The sequence below is a fragment of the Georgenia soli genome (assembly GCF_002563695.1).
Taxonomy (GTDB): Bacteria; Actinomycetota; Actinomycetes; order Actinomycetales; family Actinomycetaceae; genus Georgenia; species Georgenia soli.
Genome location: NZ_PDJI01000004.1, coordinates 676,290 through 695,512, shown reverse-complemented (window position 1 = coordinate 695,512; position 19,223 = coordinate 676,290). Strand labels below are relative to the sequence as shown.

The window sequence follows — 19,223 nt, the reverse complement described above, 5'->3', positions numbered from 1 at the left end:
TGCCGACCTCCCGTTCATCCTCGGGCACTGCGCACCTCCGCGTCCCCGTCGGGCCCCGGGACGTGCGCCCGCCCGTCGGCCGCCAGGGCCTCTGCTCCGGTCGCCCCGCCCCGGCGTGCGGCCCGCTCCTGCCGCCAGGCGGGCAGGTAGAGCGGTGCGGCCAGCGCGAGCACCGCCCCGCCCACGCACACCGCGACGCTCACCGACGTCCCGTCCGCCAGGGCGGTCAGCACAACCATGCCCGCCGCCCCGGCCGGCTGCATCACCATCGAGTTCAGGGACACGACGGTGGCCCGGTGCTCGCCGGTGACGCGCCGGTGCAGCAGGGTGGCGTGCGCGGCGCCAGAGGCCCCGTGCACCAGGTAGCACGCCACGTAGGCGGCGAGCATGGCGGCCACGCCGCCGAGCAGGCCCATGCCGACGACCGCCGCGCCCTGCGCCACCCGCAGGGCGGCGGCGGCCGCGGACGTGCCGAGCCGGCGGCCGAGCCACGGCATGGCCGCCGCCCCGGCGGCCGAGACCAGCCACGCGGCCGCCGTCGCCGGTCCGGTGATCGCTGCGGCGCTGTCGGGGTCGCCGACCAGCTCGGTGAGCCGCACCGGCATCAGCTGCTCGAAGGTGACCATGCCGAAGCCCCAGAACAGCTCGACGGCGACCAGGGCGAGCAGGATGCGGTCCCGGCGCAGCAGGGAGGCCCCACCGGCGATCGCCCGCGGGGTGGTGGCCGCCGCCCGCCAGACGGCGCGCACGCCCCGGGCGCGCGGCTCCTCACGCAGGAGGGTCACGATGCCGACCAGCCCGGCGACCTGCAGCAGCAGCGAGACGAGGACCGGCACCGCGAGAGCGTCGAGCCCCCACAGCGCGTCGCGCCCCCACGCCGGGGCGAGGCCGACGAGGGCGCCGCTCGTCAGCGACCCGCCGGCGATGGCCACGCCGGCGACGACGCCGTGACCGCTCAGGCCCTTCTCGATCGCGGCGCCCGGGTCGGCCTCGAGCACCGCGTCGACGTACCACGCGTCGAGCGGCCCGCTGTCCAGCGCCCGGAACGCCCCCTGGAGCGCGAACGCGACGGCGAACGCCGCCGCGGTTCCCGCCGTGAGGAGCAGGGTCGTGGCGGCCAGGCCGACGGCGGACGCCACCAGGAGGACCCGGCGCCTGCCCACCGTGTCCGCGAGCCCGCCGGTGGGCAGCTCGAGCGCGAGCACCACCAGCCCCTGCAGGGACGCGGCCAGCCCCACCTCGGCCAGGCTCAGCCCGCGCTCCAGCGGCAGCAGCATGATCACCGGGATGACGAGCCCGACCGGGAGCCAGCGCAGCGCGGTCAGGGCGAGGAAGCGCCGCGTCACCGAGCGGGCCGTCAGGGGCGGGCTCATGACGCGCCGCCGCCGCCGTCGCCGTCGCTGCCCCCCGGCCTGGCGGGCGCGCCGCCGTCCGGCTCGGCGGGCCGGCCGAGGACGTCCGGGCAGGCGTGCAGGTAGAGGAACACGCGGTGCGAGCCCTCGCCGGGGGTCTCGCCGCGGTAGCGCTCGACCACCGCGTCGAGGTCGTGGAGGAGGGCCGCGAGCCGGTCGGGCGTGAGGTCGAGGAAGTAGTCGGACAGCCCCGCGACGTCGCGCCAGGGCAACGGCCACGACTGCTTCTCGGCGTGCCACGCGGAGACGCGCTCCTGGGCCAGCCGCGTGGCGTCCTGCTGGAGCCAGTCGTTGGCGGCGACAGCGTCCGGGTCGTCCCCGGCGGCCGACGTGGTCCAGGAGTGCCGGTCGTGCGCGGCGCGCCAGACCCGCTGACGCCCGGTCCCCGTGCCTGTCTCCTCCACCAGCCCGACGTCGGCGAGGCGGCGGAGGTGGTAGCTCGTCGCCCCCGAGTTCGTCCCGAGCAACCGCGCCAGCCCCGTGGCGGTGTCAGGCCCCTCCAGCCGGAGCGCGCCGAGCAGCCGGGTGCGCAGCGGGTGCGCCAGGACCTTCATCGCACGGGCGTCGAGCCGCGCCTCCCGGGGTGTCTCCACGGGACGCACAATAGTTCTGCACACTTTCTCTGTACAGAGCCGAGGTGCGGCACCGGCACCGTCCCCGTGCGCCCGCGCGCGACCTGCTCAAGGCGCCGCCGTGCTGGACCACCCACGAGAACGGCCTCAGGCAGGGCCAGGCTCCCGCGCCGCGCCCGCACCCTGCGCGCGGTCCAGGACGTCGAGCACCGTGCGCACGCCCTCGACGTCCACCTGCCCAGGGGCGGACGCGGTGCCGGCGGACGCGAACGTCGCCGCGGAGCCGAAGAGGTGGCCGGCGAGCCGGGAGACCACACCGAGCGGACCCATCGACATGGTGATGACCGGCACCTCCGGGTGCTCCTCGCTGACCTGCCTCGTGGCGTCGAGGAGCGCCAGGACGTCGGCGCGGGAGCGGGGCATGACCGCGATCTTGGCGAGGTCGACACCGAGCTCCTGCATCTCCCGCAGCCGCCTCACGATCTCCTCGGCCGGCGGCGTCGTGGTGAAGTCGTGCTCGGAGGCGACCACCTTCACCCCGTGCCGGCGGGCGGCCGTGACGATCCCCGCGACGACGTCACCCGGGCGCCGGTGCTCGACGTCGAGCAGGTCGGCCGCCCCGGAGCTGGCCAGCGCGGACAGCAGCTCCCCGTACGACTGCGGGTCGAGGTCCGCGACCCCGCCCTCGGTGCGCGTCCGGCAGGTGACCAGCAGGGGGACCGGGCCGAGGAGCCGGACCAGCGCACGCGCGGCGTCGAGCACCGCCGGGATGTCCGTCAGCGCGGCGAAGTGGTCCACGCGCCACTCGACGACGTCCACCCGGCGACCGGAGAGTCCGACGACCTGCGCCCGCAGCTCGGCCGGGGTCGCACCGAGGACGGGGACGATAACCACCGGGCGGCCGTCACCGATCGTGACGTCCTTCACCCGTACGGGTCGCGCCGCGGTGCTGCCCATCCTGTGCTCCTTCTCGCTCGTCCCGCCGGGGCCCCTGCCCGGGCAGGGTAGAACGGGGCGCGCCGCGTCCGGCGCGGCGTTCCGTCCGTGGTCAGCGCCGGCCTCTCGGGCGGCCCCCGCGCCCCGGACCGCCTGACCCTCTGCCGGACGTCCGCCGCTGCTGCCCGCCGCCGCTGCGGCCCGATCCCCCGCGTGAACCCGTGGCCCCCACCTTGCCGGTCGTGGCGCCCGTGGCGGCTCCGTCCTTCGGGCCCGCACCGTCTGCGGCGGTGCCTCCCCGGCTGCTGCGCTCGGTCCGGCCACGAACGATGCCGATGAAGGTCTCGATCCGCGGGTCGTCGTCGTCAGTCCGCCAGGCGAGCCCCACCTGCGACGTCGCGACCCCGGTGACCGGGCGGTGCACGACGTCCTTGCGGTGGTGCAGGCGGGCGACCGAGAGCGGGACGATCAGCACTCCCGCTCCCGAGGCGGCCACCGCGACGGCCTGCGCCACAGTCATCGGTTCCAGCGCCGGGCGCGGGCGGTCCGTCGCGGCGGCGGACCACTCGGGAACCGCACCGGGGTCCTGGAGAAGGTTCTCGTCGGCGAGGTCGGTGACGTCCACCTCGTCGAACGCGGCCACCGGGTGCTCGCGGCTCGCGATCACCACCGGGACCTCCTCGTACAGCGGGATGACGTGGAGCCCCGACCGGTCGACCGGCAGCCGGACGAACGCCATGGAGCACTCGCCCCTGCGCAGCGCGGCGGTGGGGTCGTCGTCCTCGGCGTCCAGGAGGGCGGCGTCGATCGGGGCGCCCGGCATGCGCGCGGCCCAGGTACGCAGCCACTTGTCGGGGGTCACCCCGGGCGCGAACCGCAGACGGAAAGGCTCCGACATGCCGCCTCCTCTCGCGTCGCGGCTGCCCCCAGGCTAGTGCGGCGGCGGTCGGACCGGCCGCGGACCGCCTACGCTGGGCCGGTGAGCACCCCCAAGCAGCAGACCATGAAGGCCCAGACCGCTGCCCGCAAGCTCGGTGTGCTCCTGGCGGCCACCCCGGAGGAGTTCCGCGGCCGGGACATCAGCCGCGAGGAGCTGAACGAGCTGCAGGCGAACCCGCCGGCGTGGCTGGCCGAGCTTCGGCGCAACGGCCCGCACCCACGTCAGGAGGTCGCCCGGCGCCTGCGCGTCTCCACCTCGGGCCTGGCCCGCGGCGGCGTCACCCAGCCGCTGACGACCGAGCAGATCAAGGCGCTGCTGGACGAGATGCCCGCCTGGCTCGAGGCCGAGCGGGCGACCCACGAGCAGGTCCGTGCCGAGGAGGCCCGCCTGCGCGAGCGGGCCGCGGAGCAGCCGCGGGGCTGAGACCCGGGACCGCGAGGGAGCAGCCATGGACGAGGCGGCAGCCCGGGGCGGGGACGTCGCCGCCGTGCTGCGGGCCGCCGGGTGCGTCTTCGCCGAGGACGAGGCCCGCCTCCTGGCCGCCGCGGCCCGCACCCCGGCCGAGCTGGACGCCCTGGTGCGCCGGCGCGCCGGTGGTGCGCCCCTCGAGCACATCCTCGGCTGGGCCCAGTTCGCCGGCCTGCGGATCGGTGTCGACGACGGCGTGTTCGTCCCGCGCCGGCGCACCGAGCTGCTGGTGCGCGAGGGGGCGGCGCACCTGCGGCGGACGGCCCGGGCCCGACCGGGGAGCCGGACACCACCGGTGGTCGTCGACCTCTGCTGCGGCTCGGGCGCCGTCGGCACCGCGCTCGCGGCCGTCGCCGGCCCCCTCGAGCTCCATGCCGCCGACGTCGACCCGGTCGCCGTCGCCTGCGCGCGGCGCAACGTCGCGGGGGTGGGCGGCACGGTCCACCTCGGTGACCTCTACGCCGCCCTGCCGAGCCTGCTCCTGGGCCGGGTGGACCTGCTGGTCGTCAACGCGCCGTACGTGCCCTCCGACGCCGTCGCGCTGATGCCGCCGGAGGCACGGCTGCACGAGCCGAGGACCGCGCTCGACGGCGGGGCCGACGGGCTGGACGTGCACCGCCGGGTGGCGGCCGGTGCCCGCCGGTGGCTGGTTCCCGGGGGTGCGCTGGTGCTGGAGACGAGCGTCGTGCAGGCGCCGGCGAGCGCCGGGGCGCTCGTGCGTCACGGCCTGACCGCGCGGGTGGTGAGGGACGACGATCTCGACGCCACCGCCGTCGTGGGGCACCCGGTCGCCGTGCGGCCCGCCGTCGCGCAACCCGCGGACGTGCCACCGGTCGCCACGCGAACCGGTCGTCACGCAACCGGTGGTCCCGCGCCCGGTCAGTGCGCCGCCGGCTGTGGGTGACGGAGCCGGAGGCCCCTCGGCGTCGGCCCGAACCCGGCACTGAGGAGGGCGTCGCTGAGGGGGCCCCGGGCCTCGAGCGCGGCGGAGCCGTCGATGCGGCCGAGCGTGAGCGGGCCGAGGTCGCCGGTGGCCGCGCGACCGGCCAGCGCCGACGCGGCCAGGGCCAGGCTCTCCGGGGCCTCGCTGAACGAGAGCAGGGTGCGCCCGCCGCGCTCGACGTAGAGCACCAGGTCACCGTCCACGAGGACGACGACCGCACCGGCCTTGCGCCCGGGGCGGTGGCCCTCCCCGGCCGTCGTCGCCGGCCAGGCCAGCGCCGCGCCGTAGGGGTTCGCCGGGTCCGTCGCCGCCAGGAGGTGGACCCGGGGGGACGAGGCCGCGCGCTCGTCGTCGGACCTGCGGGAGGCGAGGTCCGCCGCGTCGGCCCGCAGCCGGTCCACCACCTCGGGGAGGGCGAACTGCGCGGCCCCCAGGCCCTCGACGAGATACCCCCGCCGCACCTGACCCGACTCCTCCAGACGCCGGAGCACCTGGTAGGCGGCGCCGAACCCGCCCGGCAGGTCCTCGAGGCCGGCCGCACCGCGCACCAGGACCCCGTGCCGCTCGAGCAGCGCCGCCGTCAGCACCGCGGTCCGGGCGGTGCGCGCCGCCACCTGGTCCGCCGGGTCGGTGTCCCGTGGCAGCAGCGACCACCGGCCGGCGGCCGCGGGCAGGTTCACGGACGCCCCCGGCGCACCCGAGGACGCGGCGCGCACCGCCCCGGCGAGCCCGGCGCGGGAGAGCGCCCCACGGCGCAGCCCTGCGCCCGTGCGCACCGAACGCGGACGCGCCGACGGGGCGCGTGAGGCATGGGCCGGCCGTCCGCCCCCGAGCCGGGCGCGGACGGGCGCGAGGGTGTCGTTGGTGACCAGCCCCGCCCACACCAGCTCCCAGAGGGCCTCCAGCACGTCCGTCGGCGGCACGCGGCGGGGGAGCCCGGCCTCGTCGACCTCGTCCGGGGGCAGCAGCTCCCGGAAGAACCGGCCCCCGCCGCCCCCGAGCGTGTCCAGGAGGTGGCGGTGCAGCGACCCCTGCTCCAGCTCGCCGGCCACCGGCGAGAGGTCCGCGACGGCGTCGGCCGGCAGCAGCGTGACGAGCCCGTCGACGCCGGGCAGGGCCCCGCCGCCCGCCCAGACCACCTCGCCCGCGGCCGTCAGCTCGTCGAGCAGGCCGGGCCGGTAGTCCCGCACCCGCGCCGGCAGCACGAGCGACTCGAGCGACGAGGCCGGGACGAGCGCACCCGCCAGCTGGTCGACCACCGTGAGCACGCCGTCGGTGCCGCGCAGCTCGGGTCGGGAGCCGACGGGAGCCACCTGCTGCCAGCGCGGCGTGAACACGCCGAGCGTGCGGGCGGGGACCGGCTCGACCTCGCTGCGCAGGTGGGAGAGCGACCGGCGCCGGATCCGCCGCATCACCTCGGCGTCGCAGTACTCCACCGCGCCGTCGGCGGGCGGAGGGCCGGGGCTGAGCCGGCCCTGGACGAGCAGGCCGGTGCGCACCAGGTCGGCGAGCACGGCGTGCACCGCCCCCACCGCCAGGCCCAGCCGCTCGGCGACCTGCTGCGCGGTGAACGGGCCGTGGGTGCGGGCGTGCCGGCGGACCAGGTCACCCAGCGGGTCCGGCACGGGCTCCAGGACGGCCTCGGGCAGACCGACGGGCAGCGCGGTGCCCAGCGCGTCCCGCAGCCGCGCGGCGTCCTCCAGCACCACCCACTGCAGCGTGCCCGCCACCCGCACGTCCAGCACGCGCCGGTCGGCGGCCAGCTCCTCCAGCCACCCGGGGACCAGCTCGGGCGAGGTGCTGCGCGCGGCCAGCTCCGCCGTCGTGACGGGACCGAGGCGCCGCACGTGGTCGACGAGCGCCTCGGCGTCCCGGGCCCTCGCGCTCTCCGTCAGCAGCCCGACGGCCGCCGCGACCTCCGCGACCGCCTCGGGGTCGAGCAGGTCGGCCAGGTCGCCGAGGTCGGAGCCGACGAGCTCGGCCAGCAGCGCCGGGTCCAGCGCCAGGGCGGCCGCCCGGCGCTCGGCGAGCGGGGCGTCGTCGTCGTAGAGGAACTGCGCGACGTAGCCCATGAGGAGCGAGCGCGCGAAGGGGGAGGGGGAGGTGGTGGAGACCTCGACGATGCGGACCTCGCGCCGGGCGATCTCGCCCATGAGGTCGGTCAGGGCGGGGACGTCGAAGTCGTCCTGCAGACACTCGCGCACCGCCTCGAGGACCACGGGGAAGTCCGGGTAGGCCGAGGCGACGGCGAGCAGCTGGGCGCTGCGCTGGCGCTGCTGCCACAGCGGCTGGCGGCGGTCGGGACGCCGGCGGGGCAGCAGCAGGGAGCGGGCGGCGGCCTCCCGGAACCGGGCCGCGAAGTGGGCCGAGCCCGCCAGCGCCTCCACGACCAGGCCGGAGACCTCCGACGGCTCCAGCAGCAGGAGCGTCGGGTCCAGCGGGCCCCGCCCCTCGCCGTCGGACCCCTCGGTGTCCGGCAGCCGCAGCACGATGCCGTCGTCGCTCGGGGCCGCCTGGACGTCCATCCCGGTCAGCTCGCGCAGGCGGCCGGCCAGCACCATCGCCCACGGGGCGTGCACGCGCGCGCCGAACGGGGAGTGGATCACCACGCGCCAGTCGCCCAGCTCGTCACGGAAGCGCTCGACGACGATCGTGCGGTCGTCGGGGAGGCGTCCCGTCGCCTCACGCTGCTCGCCGAGGTAGGCCGTGAGGTTCTCGACGGCCCAGCCGTCCAGGCCGGCCCCGGACAACCGGTCCGCGGCGCTGCCGTCGTCCAGGCCCGCGAGCAGCTCCCGGGTGGTCCGCCCCAGCGCACGGCCCAGCTCGGCGGGACGGCCGGGGGAGTCGCCCTTCCAGAACGGCAGCCGCCCCGGCTGGCCCGGCGCCGGGCTGACGAGGACCCGGTCCGGGGTGATCTCCTCGATGCGCCAGGTGCTCGTCCCGAGCGTGAAGGTGTCGCCGACGCGCGACTCGTAGACCATCTCCTCGTCGAGCTCGCCCACCCGCCGCCCGCCCCGGCCCCGGGCGCGCGCGGTGACGCCGTCCGTGCCGGGCCCGTCGTCGGTGGCGGGACCGCCGGCCAGGTAGACCCCGTACATGCCGCGGTCCGGGATGGTGCCGCCGGACGTCGTCGCCAGGCGCAGCGCGCCGGGCCGGGCGCTGAGGACACCGGCGGTGCGGTCCCACACGATCCGCGGCCGCAGCTCCGCGAAGTCCTCGCTCGGGTAGCGGCCGGCGAGCATGTCGAGCACCGCGGTGAGCGAGCGGTCCCCGAGCGTGACGTAGGGGGCCGAGCGGCGCACCAGGGCGGCGAGCTCCTCGACCGTCAGGTCCTCGACGGCGAGCATCGCCACGACCTGCTGGGCGAGGACGTCGAGCGGGTTGGCCGGGACGTGCAGCTCCTCGATCTGCCCGTCGCGCGCCCGGACGGAGGCCACCGCCGCGGGCATGAGGTCGCCCCGGTGGGTCGGCAGGACGACGCCGTGGGAGACGGCGCCCACCTGGTGGCCTGCCCGCCCGACGCGCTGCAGCGCCGACGCGACCGACGGCGGGGAGCCGACCTGGACGACCAGGTCCACGGCCCCCATGTCGATGCCGAGCTCGAGCGAGGAGGTCGAGACGACCGCGCGCAGCTCGCCCGACTTCAGGGCCGACTCGGTGCGGACGCGCTCCTCGCGGCTCATGGACCCGTGGTGGGCGCGTGCCAGCACCTCCTCGACCGGCAGCGAGGTGCCGGACTGTGCCGGCAGCTCGGCGGCCCAGGTCGCGCCCGCCTCGTCCAGGACGGCGGTGCCGGCCGTGCCCTCGTGGCGCGCCTGCCACTCCTCGTTGATGCGCGCGGTCAGCCGCTCGGCGGACCGGCGGGAGTTGGTGAAGACGATCGTCGAACGGTGCTCGGCCACCAGGTCGACGATCCGCTCGGTGATGTGCGGCCACACCGACGGCTGCCGCTGCTCGGGCAGCGCCCCGGCCGCGGCGCCCGAGAGGTCCGGCCCCTCGGGTGCCGGTGCGGGCTCGCGGCCCGCCGAGCGCAGCGGGGTCGCCGACGGGTCCGAGAGGTCGGCGACCGGGACGACGACGTCGACGCGCAGCTCCTTGCTGCTGGCCGGCTCCACCACGCGCACGTGCCGTCCGCCGTCGGCCAGGGTCCGGTGCCCCGCGAGGAAGCTGGCCACCGTCGGTACGGGGCGCACGGTGGCGGACAGGCCCACCCGCTGCGCCGGGGCCTCCAGCAGCGCGTCCAGCCGCTCGAGGCTCACCGCCAGGTGCGCCCCACGCTTGGTGCCGGCCACGGCGTGGACCTCGTCGAGGATGACGGTGCGCACCCCGCGCAGGCCCTCCCGGGCGGCGGACGTCAGGACGAGGTAGAGAGACTCCGGCGTGGTGATGAGGATGTCCGGCGGGTGTGCGGCGAGCCGGCGACGCTCGTTGGCCGGGGTGTCTCCCGTGCGCACGCCGACCCGCACGTCGTTGACCGGGACCTCCAGCCGCGCGGCGGCCCGCGAGATGCCCACGAGCGGCGAGCGGAGGTTGCGCTCCACGTCGACGGCCAGCGCCTTGAGGGGGGAGATGTAGAGCACCCGGCACCGGTCCGCGGCCTCCGGCACCTCGCCCGTGAGCATCTGGTCGATCGCCCAGAGGAACGCGGCCAGCGTCTTGCCGGAGCCGGTCGGGGCCACCACGAGCGCGTGCTCGCCGGAGGAGATCGCGTCCCACGCCCCGGTCTGCGCCGCCGTCGGTGCGGCGAAGGCGCCGTCGAACCACGACCGGGTGGCTTCGGAGAAGGGCAGCACCCTCGACATTGTGCCGCCCCGCACCCACATCCGCCCCGGTGCGGCGGCGACCGGCCCGTCCCGGGCGTGGCACCCTGGAGGCGTGAAGCACTCCGAGTTCTGGCAGGTGCTGGAGGAGACCTTCGGCGCGGGCTACGGCCGCTCGGTGGCGGAGGACCTGGTTCTCTCCGCCGTCGGGGGGCGCACCGCGGCACGGGCCCTGCAGGACGGGGTCCCGCCGCGGGTGGTCTGGGACGCGGTGTGCGACGAGATGGACCTCGACGAGGCCACCCGGTGGCGGCACCGGATCGATCCGCGCGAGCGGCCACGCGGCCCGGCACGGTAGCCGGGCGCGGTTCGTCGTCGGGCGGTTCGCTGAGATCCCGCTCGCGGATGTCGGGCCTGTCGGCGTGTCGTTCGACGTCGAACACCCGTTCGGCGTACCTTCGTCCCCAGGCGACGACGTCGGCACGTTTCCACAGCTTTGCGGGGGTGCTCCGGCGGATGTCAGTGGTCAGGCATAGCGTCGCCTGCAGGTAGCCGTCCGGCGAGGGCGGGCCCTGCCGAGACCAGCCCTGACCGACCCGAGGGCCGCAGATGCGGCCCGCCTGCCGAAAGGTGAACTGACATGCCCGCTCCTGTAGCAGACCGCAGCAAGGCCCTGGAGGCCGCGCTCAGCCAGATCGACCGCCAGTTCGGCAAGGGGTCGGTCATGCGCCTGGGGGACGACACCCGCCCCAAGGTCCAGGTGATCCCCACCGGTTCTGTCGCCCTGGACGTCGCTCTCGGCATCGGCGGCCTCCCGCGAGGCCGCGTGATCGAGATCTACGGCCCGGAGTCCTCCGGAAAGACGACCGTCGCGCTCCACGCCGTGGCGAGCGCGCAGAAGGCGGGCGGGATCGCGGCCTTCATCGACGCCGAGCACGCGCTCGACCCCGAGTACGCGAAGAAGCTGGGGGTGGACACCGACGCCCTCCTGGTCTCCCAGCCCGACACCGGCGAGCAGGCCCTGGAGATCATGGACATGCTGATCCGCTCCGGCGCCCTCGACATCGTCGTCATCGACTCCGTCGCCGCCCTGGTGCCCAAGGCGGAGATCGAGGGCGAGATGGGTGACTCGCACGTGGGTCTCCAGGCACGCCTGATGTCCCAGGCGCTGCGCAAGATCACCGGTGCGCTCTCGGCCTCCGGCACGACCGCGATCTTCATCAACCAGCTGCGCGAGAAGATCGGCGTCTTCTTCGGCTCCCCGGAGACGACCACGGGCGGCAAGGCGCTGAAGTTCTACGCCTCGGTCCGTCTGGACGTGCGCCGGATCGAGACGCTGAAGGAGGCAGGCGACGCGGTCGGCAACCGGACCCGCATCAAGGTCGTGAAGAACAAGATGGCCCCGCCCTTCAAGCAGGCCGAGTTCGACATCCTCTACGGCCAGGGCATCTCCCGCGAGGGCGGTCTGATCGACCTCGGCGTGGAGAACGGCATCGTGCGCAAGTCCGGCGCCTGGTTCACCTACGAGGGCGACCAGCTCGGCCAGGGCAAGGAGAAGGCCCGCGCGTTCCTCCGGGACAACCCGGAGCTGGCCGAGGAGATCGAGAAGAAGATCCTCACCAAGCTCGGGATCGGCGAGGCCGCTGCGGAGGCTGCGGCTGCCAAGGCGCCGGCCGACGGTGAGGTCCCGGTCGACTTCTGATCGCGATGACGCACCCCGGAACCGGTCGGCGGCGTGGCGGTCGACGGCGCGACGAGCTCGAGCCGCCGTCGACCGGCGCCGCCGCCCAGGACGCCGAGCCTGATGCGGAGGAGGTGGCGCGGAGCATCGCCCTGCGGCAGCTCGCCGCGGCGCCGCGCAGCCGGGCCCAGCTCGAGGCGGCGATGGCGAAGCGGGACGTGCCGGAGGACGTCGCGGCGCGGGTGCTCGACCGGTTCACCGAGGTGGGCCTGATCGACGACACCGCCTACGCCGAGATGCTCGTGCGGACCCGGCACGCCGAGCGTGGGCTCGCCCGCCGGGCGCTGGCCCAGGAGCTGCGGCGCAAGGGCATCGAGCCGGAGGTGGCCGCGGGCGCCCTGGAGCAGGTGGACGAGGATGACGAGCGTGCCGCCGCGCGACGCCTGGTCGAGAAGAAGGCGCGGGCCACGCGAGGGCTGGACCCGCAGGTCCGCCGGCGCCGCCTCGCGGGCATGCTCGCCCGCAAGGGGTTTCCGGGCGGTGTCGCCATGCGCGCCATCGACGAGGTGCTGGCCGAGGACGGGGTGGACCCGATGGCCGGACCGGGCGACTGGGAGGCGCTGGACTGACGCTGTCCTGCGCCGTCCGTGGCGGCCTGCGCCGTCCCGTGGCGGCCCGGCGCGCCGGGCGCCCGGCGGGTCAGGTGATGTCGCGTCGCAGGGTGGTGAGCCGTCCGGCCACGGCGAGCAGCACGGCGTAGCCGAGCAGCACGAGCAGGCCCGCCCAGGACGGCAGCAGGCCGGGCGCCATGCCCGAGTCGGCGTAGAAGGAGCTGCCGGTGATCGCCTCGCCCGCGGCGCCGGGCAGGAACTTCGAGACACCCTCCAGGGCGTCGACCTGCCCGAGCACGATCCGCAGGATCGGCTCGACGAACTGCGTGAACGCGAGCAGGACGACCACGGCGGCCACCTGGTTCGTCAGGAGCGTGCCGAAGCCGACGCCCACCACGGCCCAGACCGTCAGGGCCAGCACCGACAGCCCGGCGCTGCGCAGCACCACCGGGTCGCCGAGGTAGGTCGGCTCGCCGAGCAGCGCGAGGACCCCCGCGCCGGCGCCGACGGTGGCCAGCGTGCCGACCACCCCGAACAGCAGACCGACGGCGAGGGAGGAGAGCATCTTCGCCGTCAGGAAGACGGTGCGCCGGGGCTCTGCCAGCAGGGAGGGGGTGATCGTCTGGTGCCGGAACTCCCCGGTCATGGCGAGCGCCCCGACGATGACGGGGAAGACGTACCCCAACGACGTCGCGAGGGTGTACACGGTCCGGGCCGTCTGTTCCGGCGACATCGGGGCACCCGGCTCGGTGCCCGGCATCCCGGCGCCCGCCGCCTCGGGGGACTCTGCCAGCGTGAAGCCCATGACGCCCGCCAGGAAGGCCATGTACGCCGCCATGGTCAGCAGCAGGATCCACCACAGGCGTGTGGTGACGAGCTTGCGGTACTCGGTCGCCAGTGCGGCGGTCATCGTGCTTCCTCCCCGGCCTGAACGTGCCCGGGCCGCTCGTCGACCAGCCGCAGGAAGGTGTCCTCGAGGCCGACCTCCCGCGCACTGAGCTCGTGGATCTCCAGACCGGCGGCGAAGGCGCGCGCACCGACCTCGGCGGCGGCGACCCTCCGCAGGACGGCGGTACCGGTCGAGGCCGTGCCGTCCTCGGCGACGCGGTCCGCCCACCCGGCCGACTCGATCAGGTCGGCCAGCCCCCGCGCGTCGGGGGAGACGACCCGCACGCTCGGCTCCGCGAGGGCGGCGAGCTCGGCGAGGGAGGACTGGTGCACGAGCGTGCCGCGCGCGATGATCACGACGTCGTCGACGGTCTGCTGGACCTCCGAGAGCACGTGGCTGGAGACCAGCACGGTCCGGCCCTCGCCGGCCAGGTGGCGCAGCAGCGCCCGGAGCCACGCGATGCCCTCCGGGTCGAGCCCGTTGGCCGGCTCGTCGAGCACGAGGACGCCCGGGTCGCCCAGCAGGGTGGTGGCGAGGCCCAGCCGCTGACGCATCCCCAGGGAGAACCCGCCGACGCGCCGGCCCGCGACGGCATCGAGCCCCACGAGCTCGAGCACCTCGCTGCAGCGCCGGTCGTCCACCCCGACCTGGGGCGCGTACACGCGGAGGTGGTCGAGGGCGGTGCGGCCGGGGTGGAAGCTCGCAGCCTCGAGGGCCGCGCCCACGGTGCGCGTGGGCCGGACCAGCTCGCCGTAGGTGCGGCCGGAGATGGTGGCCCGCCCCGAGGTGGCCCTGACCAGCCCCAGCAGGATCCGCAGCGTGGTCGTCTTCCCGGCACCGTTCGGGCCCAGGAACCCGGTCACCCGGCCGGGTCGGGCGGTGAAGGAGAGGTCGTCGACCGCTCTGACGGCACCGAAGGTCTTCGTGAGGTGGTCGACGGCGAGCTCTGCCCCCTCGTGCAAGCGGCTCACTCCCCGGCGTCCGCGGGCGTCAGCTCGGCCGGCCGGGTCCCGCCCGCGGTCCGCTTGCTCAGGCGGCGGGCCAGGAGCTCGGCCAGCCACGTCAGGGTGTAGTTGATGACGATGAAGATCACCGCGGCGACGATCAGCGCGGGGACGTAGTTGGCGAAGGTGGAGCCCACGAGCCGGGCGGAGCGCAGCAGCTCGCTGTACGTGATGATGTAGCCGAGCGCCGTGTCCTTCAGGATGACGACGAGCTGACTGACCATCGAGGGCATCATCGCGATCAGCGCCTGCGGCACCTCCACGAGCCGGAGGCTCTTCGACCGCGTCAGCCCGATGGCGAGGGCCGCCTCGCGCTGCCCGCGCGGGAGGTTCTGCACGCCCGAGCGCACCAGCTCGGCGATGACCGAGCCGTTGTACAGCGTCAGCCCGAAGACGACGCCGTAGAACGGCGGCGCGGCCATCCACGGGCCGGGCACGTAGGAGAAGAGCTGCCAGAAGAAGATCATCATGATCAGCACCGGGACAGCTCGGAAGAACTCCACCACGGTGCCGCACACGCCGCGCACCAGCCGGGACTGCGAGAGCCGGCCCAGGCCGAAGAGCAGCCCGAAGGCGTTGGCGGTGACGATCGCGATCAGGGCTGCGCGCAGGGTGTTCCACAGCCCGACGAGCAGGTAGTCGGCCCACACCGTCTCGGTGAGGAACGGGTTCCACTTGGCGGCGGTGAGCTGACCCTTCTGGGCCAGGCCCCAGATCACCCAGGCGAGGACGCCGAGGACGACGAGGGCGCCCACCACGTTGACGACGGCGATGCGGCGACGCGTCCGGGGGCCCGGGGCGTCGAAGAGGACGGAGCTCATCGGGCGACCCCCAGTCGGCGGGACAGGTACGTGCTCACCAGGCCGATCGGCAGGACGATGATCACCCAGCCGAGCGCGATGACGAGGAAGATGGCGACCATGAGGTCCGGGCGGAACTCGATCATGGTCGCCATGACGGACGCGGCCTGCACGACGCCGGCGGCCTGCGCGACGGTGGTGTTCTTCGCGAGGGCGATGAGGGTGTTGCCGAGCGGCGCGATGGCGCCGCGGATCGCCTGCGGGAGGATGATCATGCGCATCGACTGGCCGAACCCGAGGCCGATCGCCCGGGCGGCCTCCGCCTGGCCGGCCGGGACGGTGTTGACGCCCGAGCGCAGCGACTCGCACACGAAGGCCGCGGTGTAGGCGGACAGGCCCAGGACCGCCAGCCGGAAGCTGTTGGACGTGATGTCGACCCGGCCGGCCTCGTTGGTGGCCAGGATGACGCCGAGCTGACCCCACAGCCCCAGCGAGCACGCGAGGATGATGAGCGTGAGCGGGGTGTTGCGCACCAGGTTCACGTACGTCGCTCCTGCCCAGCGCAGGCTGGGCGCGGGGGAGACCCGCATGACGGCGAGCACGGTGCCGATGATGAATGCGAACAGGGCGGACCAGAAGGTCAGCTGGATGTTGACCCAGAACGCCCCGATGAGGTTGTAGCTGCCGAGGAGCTCGGCCATGTCGGCCAGGTAGCCGCCCACTCAGGTCTCCTTCTCTGCCGCTGGCCAGCGGCCGCGCGGGCGGTGCCCGGGGCGGACGCCCCGGGCACCGCACGGTTCACTCAGGCGCAGGGCTGCGGCTTCGGCGGGTTGAGCTCCTGGTTCCACTTGAAGTTGTCGCCGACGTTCTTCTTGAGCAGCTCCTCCCAGGTGCCGTCGTCGATCATCTCCGTGATCGCGGAGTTGACGTCCTCGCAGACGTCGTTCTCCTTCGGCAGGCCGACACCGTAGTTCTCCTCGGAGAACGGGTTGCCGACCACCTTGAACTGCCCCTCGTACTGCGGCTGCGCGGCGTAGCCGGCGAGGATCACGTCGTCGGTGGTCACCGCGTCGACGTTGCCCGCGGAGAGCAGCTCCACGCACTCCGAGTACGTCTGCGCCGGGTAGAGCTCCACACCCTCGGAGTGCTCGTCGCGGATGCGCTCGGCCGAGGTGGAGCCCTCGACGGAGCACAGCACCTTGCCGTCGAGGGTGTCGGGCCCGGTGATGTCGGTGTTGTCCGCGGCGACGAGGAGGTCCTGGCCGGCGACGAAGTACGGGCCGGCGAAGGCCACCCGCTGCTTGCGCTCGTCGGTGATCGAGTAGGTCGCGAAGATCATGTCGACGGAGCCGTTCTCCAGCAGCGTCTCGCGCTGGGAGGAGACGGACTCCACGAACTGGATCTGGTCCTCGGAGTAGCCCAGCTTCCCGGCCACGTACCGGGCGACGTCGACGTCGAAGCCGGTGTAGTCGTTGCCCTCCTTCAGGCCCAGACCGGGCTGGTCGAACTTGATGCCGATGGTGATGCCGTCGCCGCCACCGCCGCCCGAGGTCGCGGCACCGCCACCGCCTCCGGCCGTCTGGCCCGTCTGGCCGGGCTCCCCGGCTGAGCAGGCGGTCAGGGCCAGGGCAGCGGCCAGGCTCACGGCGGCGAAACCGGCTGTGCGAGTGCGTCGCATGTCGTCTCCTACTGGTCGGTCCCCCGGCGGGGGACGGTCGGGTGGTGCGTGGGGTTCAGTGGCTGAGCAGCTTGGACAGGAAGTCCTGGGCCCGGGCGGACCGCGGGTTGGTGAAGAACTCGTCGGGGGTGCTCTCCTCGACGATCTGGCCGGCGTCCATGAAGATCACCCGGTCGGCCGCCTTGCGGGCGAAACCCATCTCGTGGGTGACCACGACCATCGTCATGCCGTCCCGGGCCAGGGACGTCATGACGTCGAGGACCTCGGTGATCATCTCGGGGTCCAGCGCGGAGGTGGGCTCGTCGAAGAGCATCACCTTGGGCTGCATGGCCAGCGCGCGGGCGATCGCGACGCGCTGCTGCTGGCCCCCGGAGAGCTGCGCCGGGTACTTGGCGGCCTGGTTGGCGACCCCCACCCGCTCGAGGAGGGTCATCGCCCGCTGCTTGGCCTCGGCCGGCTTGATGCCCTTCGCCTTCACCGGCCCGAGCATGACGTTGTCGAGGATCGTCTTGTGGGCGAAGAGGTTGAAGGACTGGAAGACCATGCCGACGTCGGCACGCAGGCGCGCCAGCTCCTTGCCCTCCGCCGGCAGCTCCTTGCCGTCGATCGTGATGGTGCCGTTGTCGATGGGCTCCAGCCGGTTGATGGCGCGGCACAGGGTCGACTTGCCGGAGCCGGAGGGGCCGATGACCACGACCACCTCGCCGCGCGTCACGGAGAGGCTGATGTCCTTGAGGACGTGGAGGTCCCCGAAGTGCTTGTTCACGTCGCTGAGCACGACCAGCGGCTCGCCCCGCGCGGCGCCCATGCCCGTCGGCGCCGATGTGAGGGAGGTCTCGTTCCGTTCGGTCATGGGGGTCAACCTAACGTGCCGGGGGGCCGTCGGCCGACATTGCCGGTAACAAGGTGGAAACGAAGGCCGTGAACAGCCGCCTTTCGGCCCGCCTACACTTTGTCCACGATGTCTTCCACCACCACCGCGCCCGTGCCGAGCCCCGCCGAGAGGCGCACGTACCTGGTGCGCACGCTCGGCTGCCAGATGAACGTCCACGACTCCGAGCGGCTCGCCGGCCTGCTCGAGGAGCGGGGCTACCTGCCCGTCGGCGACGTGCCCGAGGCGGCCGCCCGCGCGACCGAGGCGGGGGACGGGGGCGCCGACGTCGTCATCATCAACACCTGCTCCGTCCGCGAGAACGCGGCAACGCGCCTGTTCGGCAACCTCGGCCAGCTCGCCTCCGTCAAGCGTGAGCGCCCGGGCATGCAGATCGCCGTCGGCGGCTGCCTCGCCCAGCAGATGCGCGAGGGCATCGTGGAGAAGGCGCCCTGGGTCGACGTCGTCCTGGGCACCCACAACCTCGACGTGCTGCCGGCCCTGCTCGAGCGAGCGCGGCACAACGCCGCGGCGCAGGTGGAGATCGAGGAGTCGCTCAAGGTCTTCCCCTCCACCCTGCCCACGCGGCGCGAGTCCGCCTACGCGGCGTTCGTGTCCATCTCCGTGGGCTGCAACAACACGTGCACGTTCTGCATCGTGCCGCACCTGCGCGGGAAGGAGCGGGACCGCCGGCCGGGCGACGTCCTCGCCGAGGTCGAGGCCGTCGTCGCCCAGGGCGCCGTCGAGGTGACGCTGCTCGGGCAGAACGTGAACAGCTACGGGGTCGGCTTCGGCGACCGGGGCGCGTTCGCGAAGCTCCTGCGCGCCTGCGGGCGCGTCGAGGGGCTCGAGCGGGTGCGGTTCACCTCCCCCCACCCGGCGGCGTTCACCGACGACGTCATCGACGCCATGGCCGAGACGCCCAACGTCATGCCCAGCCTGCACATGCCGCTGCAGTCCGGCTCCGACACGGTGCTCCGGGCGATGCGCCGCTCCTACCGGCAGGCGAAGTACCTCGGCATCATCGAGCGCGTCCGCGCCGCCATCCCCGACGCCGCGATCACGACCGACATCATCGTCGGCTTCCCCGGGGAGACCGAGGAGGACTTCCAGGCCACCCTCGACGTCGTCGAGGCGTGCCGGTTCTCCTCCGCCTTCACCTTCCAGTACTCCCCCCGGCCCGGCACCCCCGCGGCCGACCTGCCCCAGGTGCCCGCGGACGTCGTGACCGAGCGGTACCAGCGCCTCGCCGCCCTGCAGCAGCGCATCTCGACCGAGGAGAACGAGGCGCAGGTCGGTCGCACGGTCGACGTCCTCGTCGCCGAGGGGGAGGGGCGCAAGGACGGCGCCACCCGCCGGGTGACCGGGCGCGCGGCCGACAACCGGCTGGTGCACGCCGCCCTGCCGGTCGGGCTTCCCGACGGCGACCGGCCCCGCCCGGGCGACATGGTCACCGTCGAGGTCACCCACGGCGCGCCGCACCACCTCGTGGCGGACTCGGCGCTCGCCGGGGGCACCTTCGCGGTCCGGCGCACCCGCGCCGGCGACGCCTGGGCACGGCGCGAGGGACTGCTCGAGGAGCCGCACTCCCACGGGGAGCCGCCCGCGGCCGGACCGGTCACGCTGGGAATGCCGACGCTGATGCGCCGCTGAGGCTC

17 protein-coding genes are annotated in these 19,223 nt (G+C 74.7%); 6 read left to right on the top strand and 11 right to left on the bottom strand.

Annotated elements, in window-relative coordinates; translation table 11 throughout:
• Positions 1–14: 14 nt before the first annotated feature.
• The 4 genes from ATJ97_RS04535 to ATJ97_RS04520 all read right to left on the bottom strand — a co-directional run bounded on the left by ATJ97_RS04535 (position 15) and on the right by ATJ97_RS04520 (position 3,818).
• On the bottom strand, positions 15–1,373 hold the full coding sequence (locus ATJ97_RS04535) for an MFS transporter (RefSeq protein ID WP_098482717.1): 1,359 nt from the start codon (positions 1,371–1,373) through the stop codon (positions 15–17).
• Positions 1,370–1,966 (bottom strand): helix-turn-helix domain-containing protein, encoded by a 597-nt coding sequence (locus tag ATJ97_RS04530; RefSeq protein ID WP_098485229.1) that lies wholly within the window; start codon positions 1,964–1,966, stop codon positions 1,370–1,372. The genes ATJ97_RS04535 and ATJ97_RS04530 overlap by 4 nt, the downstream gene beginning before the upstream one ends.
• A 165-nt stretch (positions 1,967–2,131) precedes the next feature.
• Positions 2,132–2,941, bottom strand: coding sequence for a type I 3-dehydroquinate dehydratase (gene aroD, locus ATJ97_RS04525; RefSeq protein WP_098482716.1), 810 nt, complete (start codon positions 2,939–2,941; stop codon positions 2,132–2,134).
• 91 nt (positions 2,942–3,032) lie between these two features.
• Entirely contained in the window at positions 3,033–3,818 is a 786-nt protein-coding gene (locus ATJ97_RS04520) for a LysR substrate-binding domain-containing protein (protein WP_098482715.1), read from the bottom strand.
• A gap of 105 nt (positions 3,819–3,923) precedes the next feature.
• On the opposite strand from ATJ97_RS04520, the gene ATJ97_RS04515 reads away from it, so the two are divergent.
• Both ATJ97_RS04515 and ATJ97_RS04510 read left to right on the top strand, forming a co-directional pair.
• Positions 3,924–4,283, top strand: coding sequence for a DUF5997 family protein (locus ATJ97_RS04515; RefSeq protein WP_098485228.1), 360 nt, complete (start codon positions 3,924–3,926; stop codon positions 4,281–4,283).
• Between the two features lie 25 nt (positions 4,284–4,308).
• Positions 4,309–5,232 (top strand): putative protein N(5)-glutamine methyltransferase, encoded by a 924-nt coding sequence (locus ATJ97_RS04510; RefSeq protein ID WP_098482714.1) that lies wholly within the window; start codon positions 4,309–4,311, stop codon positions 5,230–5,232.
• On the opposite strand, the gene ATJ97_RS04505 is transcribed toward ATJ97_RS04510, so the two are convergent.
• Positions 5,208–10,073, bottom strand: a complete 4,866-nt coding sequence (locus ATJ97_RS04505; RefSeq protein WP_211287039.1) for an ATP-dependent helicase — start codon at positions 10,071–10,073, stop codon at positions 5,208–5,210. The genes ATJ97_RS04510 and ATJ97_RS04505 overlap by 25 nt on opposite strands.
• A 73-nt stretch (positions 10,074–10,146) precedes the next feature.
• Between ATJ97_RS04505 and ATJ97_RS04500 the strand changes: the two genes are divergently transcribed.
• From ATJ97_RS04500 to ATJ97_RS04490, 3 genes are all read left to right on the top strand, one after another.
• Positions 10,147–10,389, top strand: coding sequence for a DUF3046 domain-containing protein (locus tag ATJ97_RS04500; protein WP_098482712.1), 243 nt, complete (start codon positions 10,147–10,149; stop codon positions 10,387–10,389).
• Between the two features lie 282 nt (positions 10,390–10,671).
• Positions 10,672–11,733 carry a recombinase RecA gene (gene recA, locus ATJ97_RS04495; RefSeq protein WP_098482711.1) on the top strand — a complete coding sequence of 354 codons (1,062 nt, stop codon included), beginning with the start codon at positions 10,672–10,674 and terminating at the stop codon, positions 11,731–11,733.
• A 5-nt stretch (positions 11,734–11,738) separates the two neighbouring features.
• Entirely contained in the window at positions 11,739–12,341 is a 603-nt protein-coding gene (locus ATJ97_RS04490; protein WP_098482710.1) for a regulatory protein RecX, read from the top strand.
• 70 nt (positions 12,342–12,411) lie between these two features.
• Here ATJ97_RS04490 and ATJ97_RS04485 read toward each other — a convergent pair whose 3' ends face one another.
• The 6 genes from ATJ97_RS04485 to ATJ97_RS04460 all read right to left on the bottom strand — a co-directional run bounded on the left by ATJ97_RS04485 (position 12,412) and on the right by ATJ97_RS04460 (position 17,502).
• On the bottom strand, positions 12,412–13,233 hold the full coding sequence (locus tag ATJ97_RS04485) for an ABC transporter permease subunit (protein ID WP_098482709.1): 822 nt from the start codon (positions 13,231–13,233) through the stop codon (positions 12,412–12,414).
• Complete coding sequence (locus ATJ97_RS04480; protein WP_098485227.1) at positions 13,230–14,174, bottom strand: ATP-binding cassette domain-containing protein; 945 nt, start codon at positions 14,172–14,174, stop codon at positions 13,230–13,232. The genes ATJ97_RS04485 and ATJ97_RS04480 overlap by 4 nt, the downstream gene beginning before the upstream one ends.
• A gap of 5 nt (positions 14,175–14,179) precedes the next feature.
• Complete coding sequence (locus ATJ97_RS04475) at positions 14,180–15,037, bottom strand: amino acid ABC transporter permease (protein WP_098482708.1); 858 nt, start codon at positions 15,035–15,037, stop codon at positions 14,180–14,182.
• A complete protein-coding gene (locus ATJ97_RS04470; protein ID WP_425432730.1) occupies positions 15,034–15,738 on the bottom strand; it encodes an amino acid ABC transporter permease in 705 nt (234 codons plus the stop codon). Before ATJ97_RS04470 ends, ATJ97_RS04475 begins: the two co-directional genes overlap by 4 nt.
• Positions 15,739–15,818: 80 nt before the next feature.
• The gene (locus ATJ97_RS04465) at positions 15,819–16,694 is read right to left on the bottom strand and encodes a glutamate ABC transporter substrate-binding protein (protein WP_098482707.1); all 876 of its coding nucleotides are present in this window, start codon (positions 16,692–16,694) and stop codon (positions 15,819–15,821) included.
• Positions 16,695–16,749: 55 nt separating this feature from the next.
• Positions 16,750–17,502, bottom strand: a complete 753-nt coding sequence (locus tag ATJ97_RS04460; protein ID WP_098482706.1) for an amino acid ABC transporter ATP-binding protein — start codon at positions 17,500–17,502, stop codon at positions 16,750–16,752.
• 153 nt (positions 17,503–17,655) lie between these two features.
• On the opposite strand from ATJ97_RS04460, the gene miaB reads away from it, so the two are divergent.
• Positions 17,656–19,218, top strand: a complete 1,563-nt coding sequence (gene miaB / locus ATJ97_RS04455; protein WP_098482705.1) for a tRNA (N6-isopentenyl adenosine(37)-C2)-methylthiotransferase MiaB — start codon at positions 17,656–17,658, stop codon at positions 19,216–19,218.
• Positions 19,219–19,223: the final 5 nt, after the last annotated feature.

Bases quoted from the DNA above. Each gene is read 5' to 3' on its own strand.
- ATJ97_RS04485 (WP_098482709.1), bottom strand. From the start codon at position 13,233: ATGACCGCCGCACTGGCGACCGAGTACCGCAAGCTCGTCACCACACGC.
- ATJ97_RS04510 (WP_098482714.1), top strand. From the start codon at position 4,309: ATGGACGAGGCGGCAGCCCGGGGCGGGGACGTCGCCGCCGTGCTGCGG.
- ATJ97_RS04520 (WP_098482715.1), bottom strand. From the start codon at position 3,818: ATGTCGGAGCCTTTCCGTCTGCGGTTCGCGCCCGGGGTGACCCCCGAC.
- ATJ97_RS04515 (WP_098485228.1), top strand. From the start codon at position 3,924: ATGAAGGCCCAGACCGCTGCCCGCAAGCTCGGTGTGCTCCTGGCGGCC.
- ATJ97_RS04490 (WP_098482710.1), top strand. From the start codon at position 11,739: ATGACGCACCCCGGAACCGGTCGGCGGCGTGGCGGTCGACGGCGCGAC.
- ATJ97_RS04535 (WP_098482717.1), bottom strand. From the start codon at position 1,373: ATGAGCCCGCCCCTGACGGCCCGCTCGGTGACGCGGCGCTTCCTCGCC.
- ATJ97_RS04465 (WP_098482707.1), bottom strand. From the start codon at position 16,694: ATGCGACGCACTCGCACAGCCGGTTTCGCCGCCGTGAGCCTGGCCGCT.
- miaB (WP_098482705.1), top strand. From the start codon at position 17,656: ATGTCTTCCACCACCACCGCGCCCGTGCCGAGCCCCGCCGAGAGGCGC.
- ATJ97_RS04505 (WP_211287039.1), bottom strand. From the start codon at position 10,073: ATGTCGAGGGTGCTGCCCTTCTCCGAAGCCACCCGGTCGTGGTTCGAC.
- ATJ97_RS04530 (WP_098485229.1), bottom strand. From the start codon at position 1,966: ATGAAGGTCCTGGCGCACCCGCTGCGCACCCGGCTGCTCGGCGCGCTC.
- recA (WP_098482711.1), top strand. From the start codon at position 10,672: ATGCCCGCTCCTGTAGCAGACCGCAGCAAGGCCCTGGAGGCCGCGCTC.
- aroD (WP_098482716.1), bottom strand. From the start codon at position 2,941: ATGGGCAGCACCGCGGCGCGACCCGTACGGGTGAAGGACGTCACGATC.
- ATJ97_RS04460 (WP_098482706.1), bottom strand. From the start codon at position 17,502: ATGGGCGCCGCGCGGGGCGAGCCGCTGGTCGTGCTCAGCGACGTGAAC.
- ATJ97_RS04475 (WP_098482708.1), bottom strand. From the start codon at position 15,037: ATGAGCTCCGTCCTCTTCGACGCCCCGGGCCCCCGGACGCGTCGCCGC.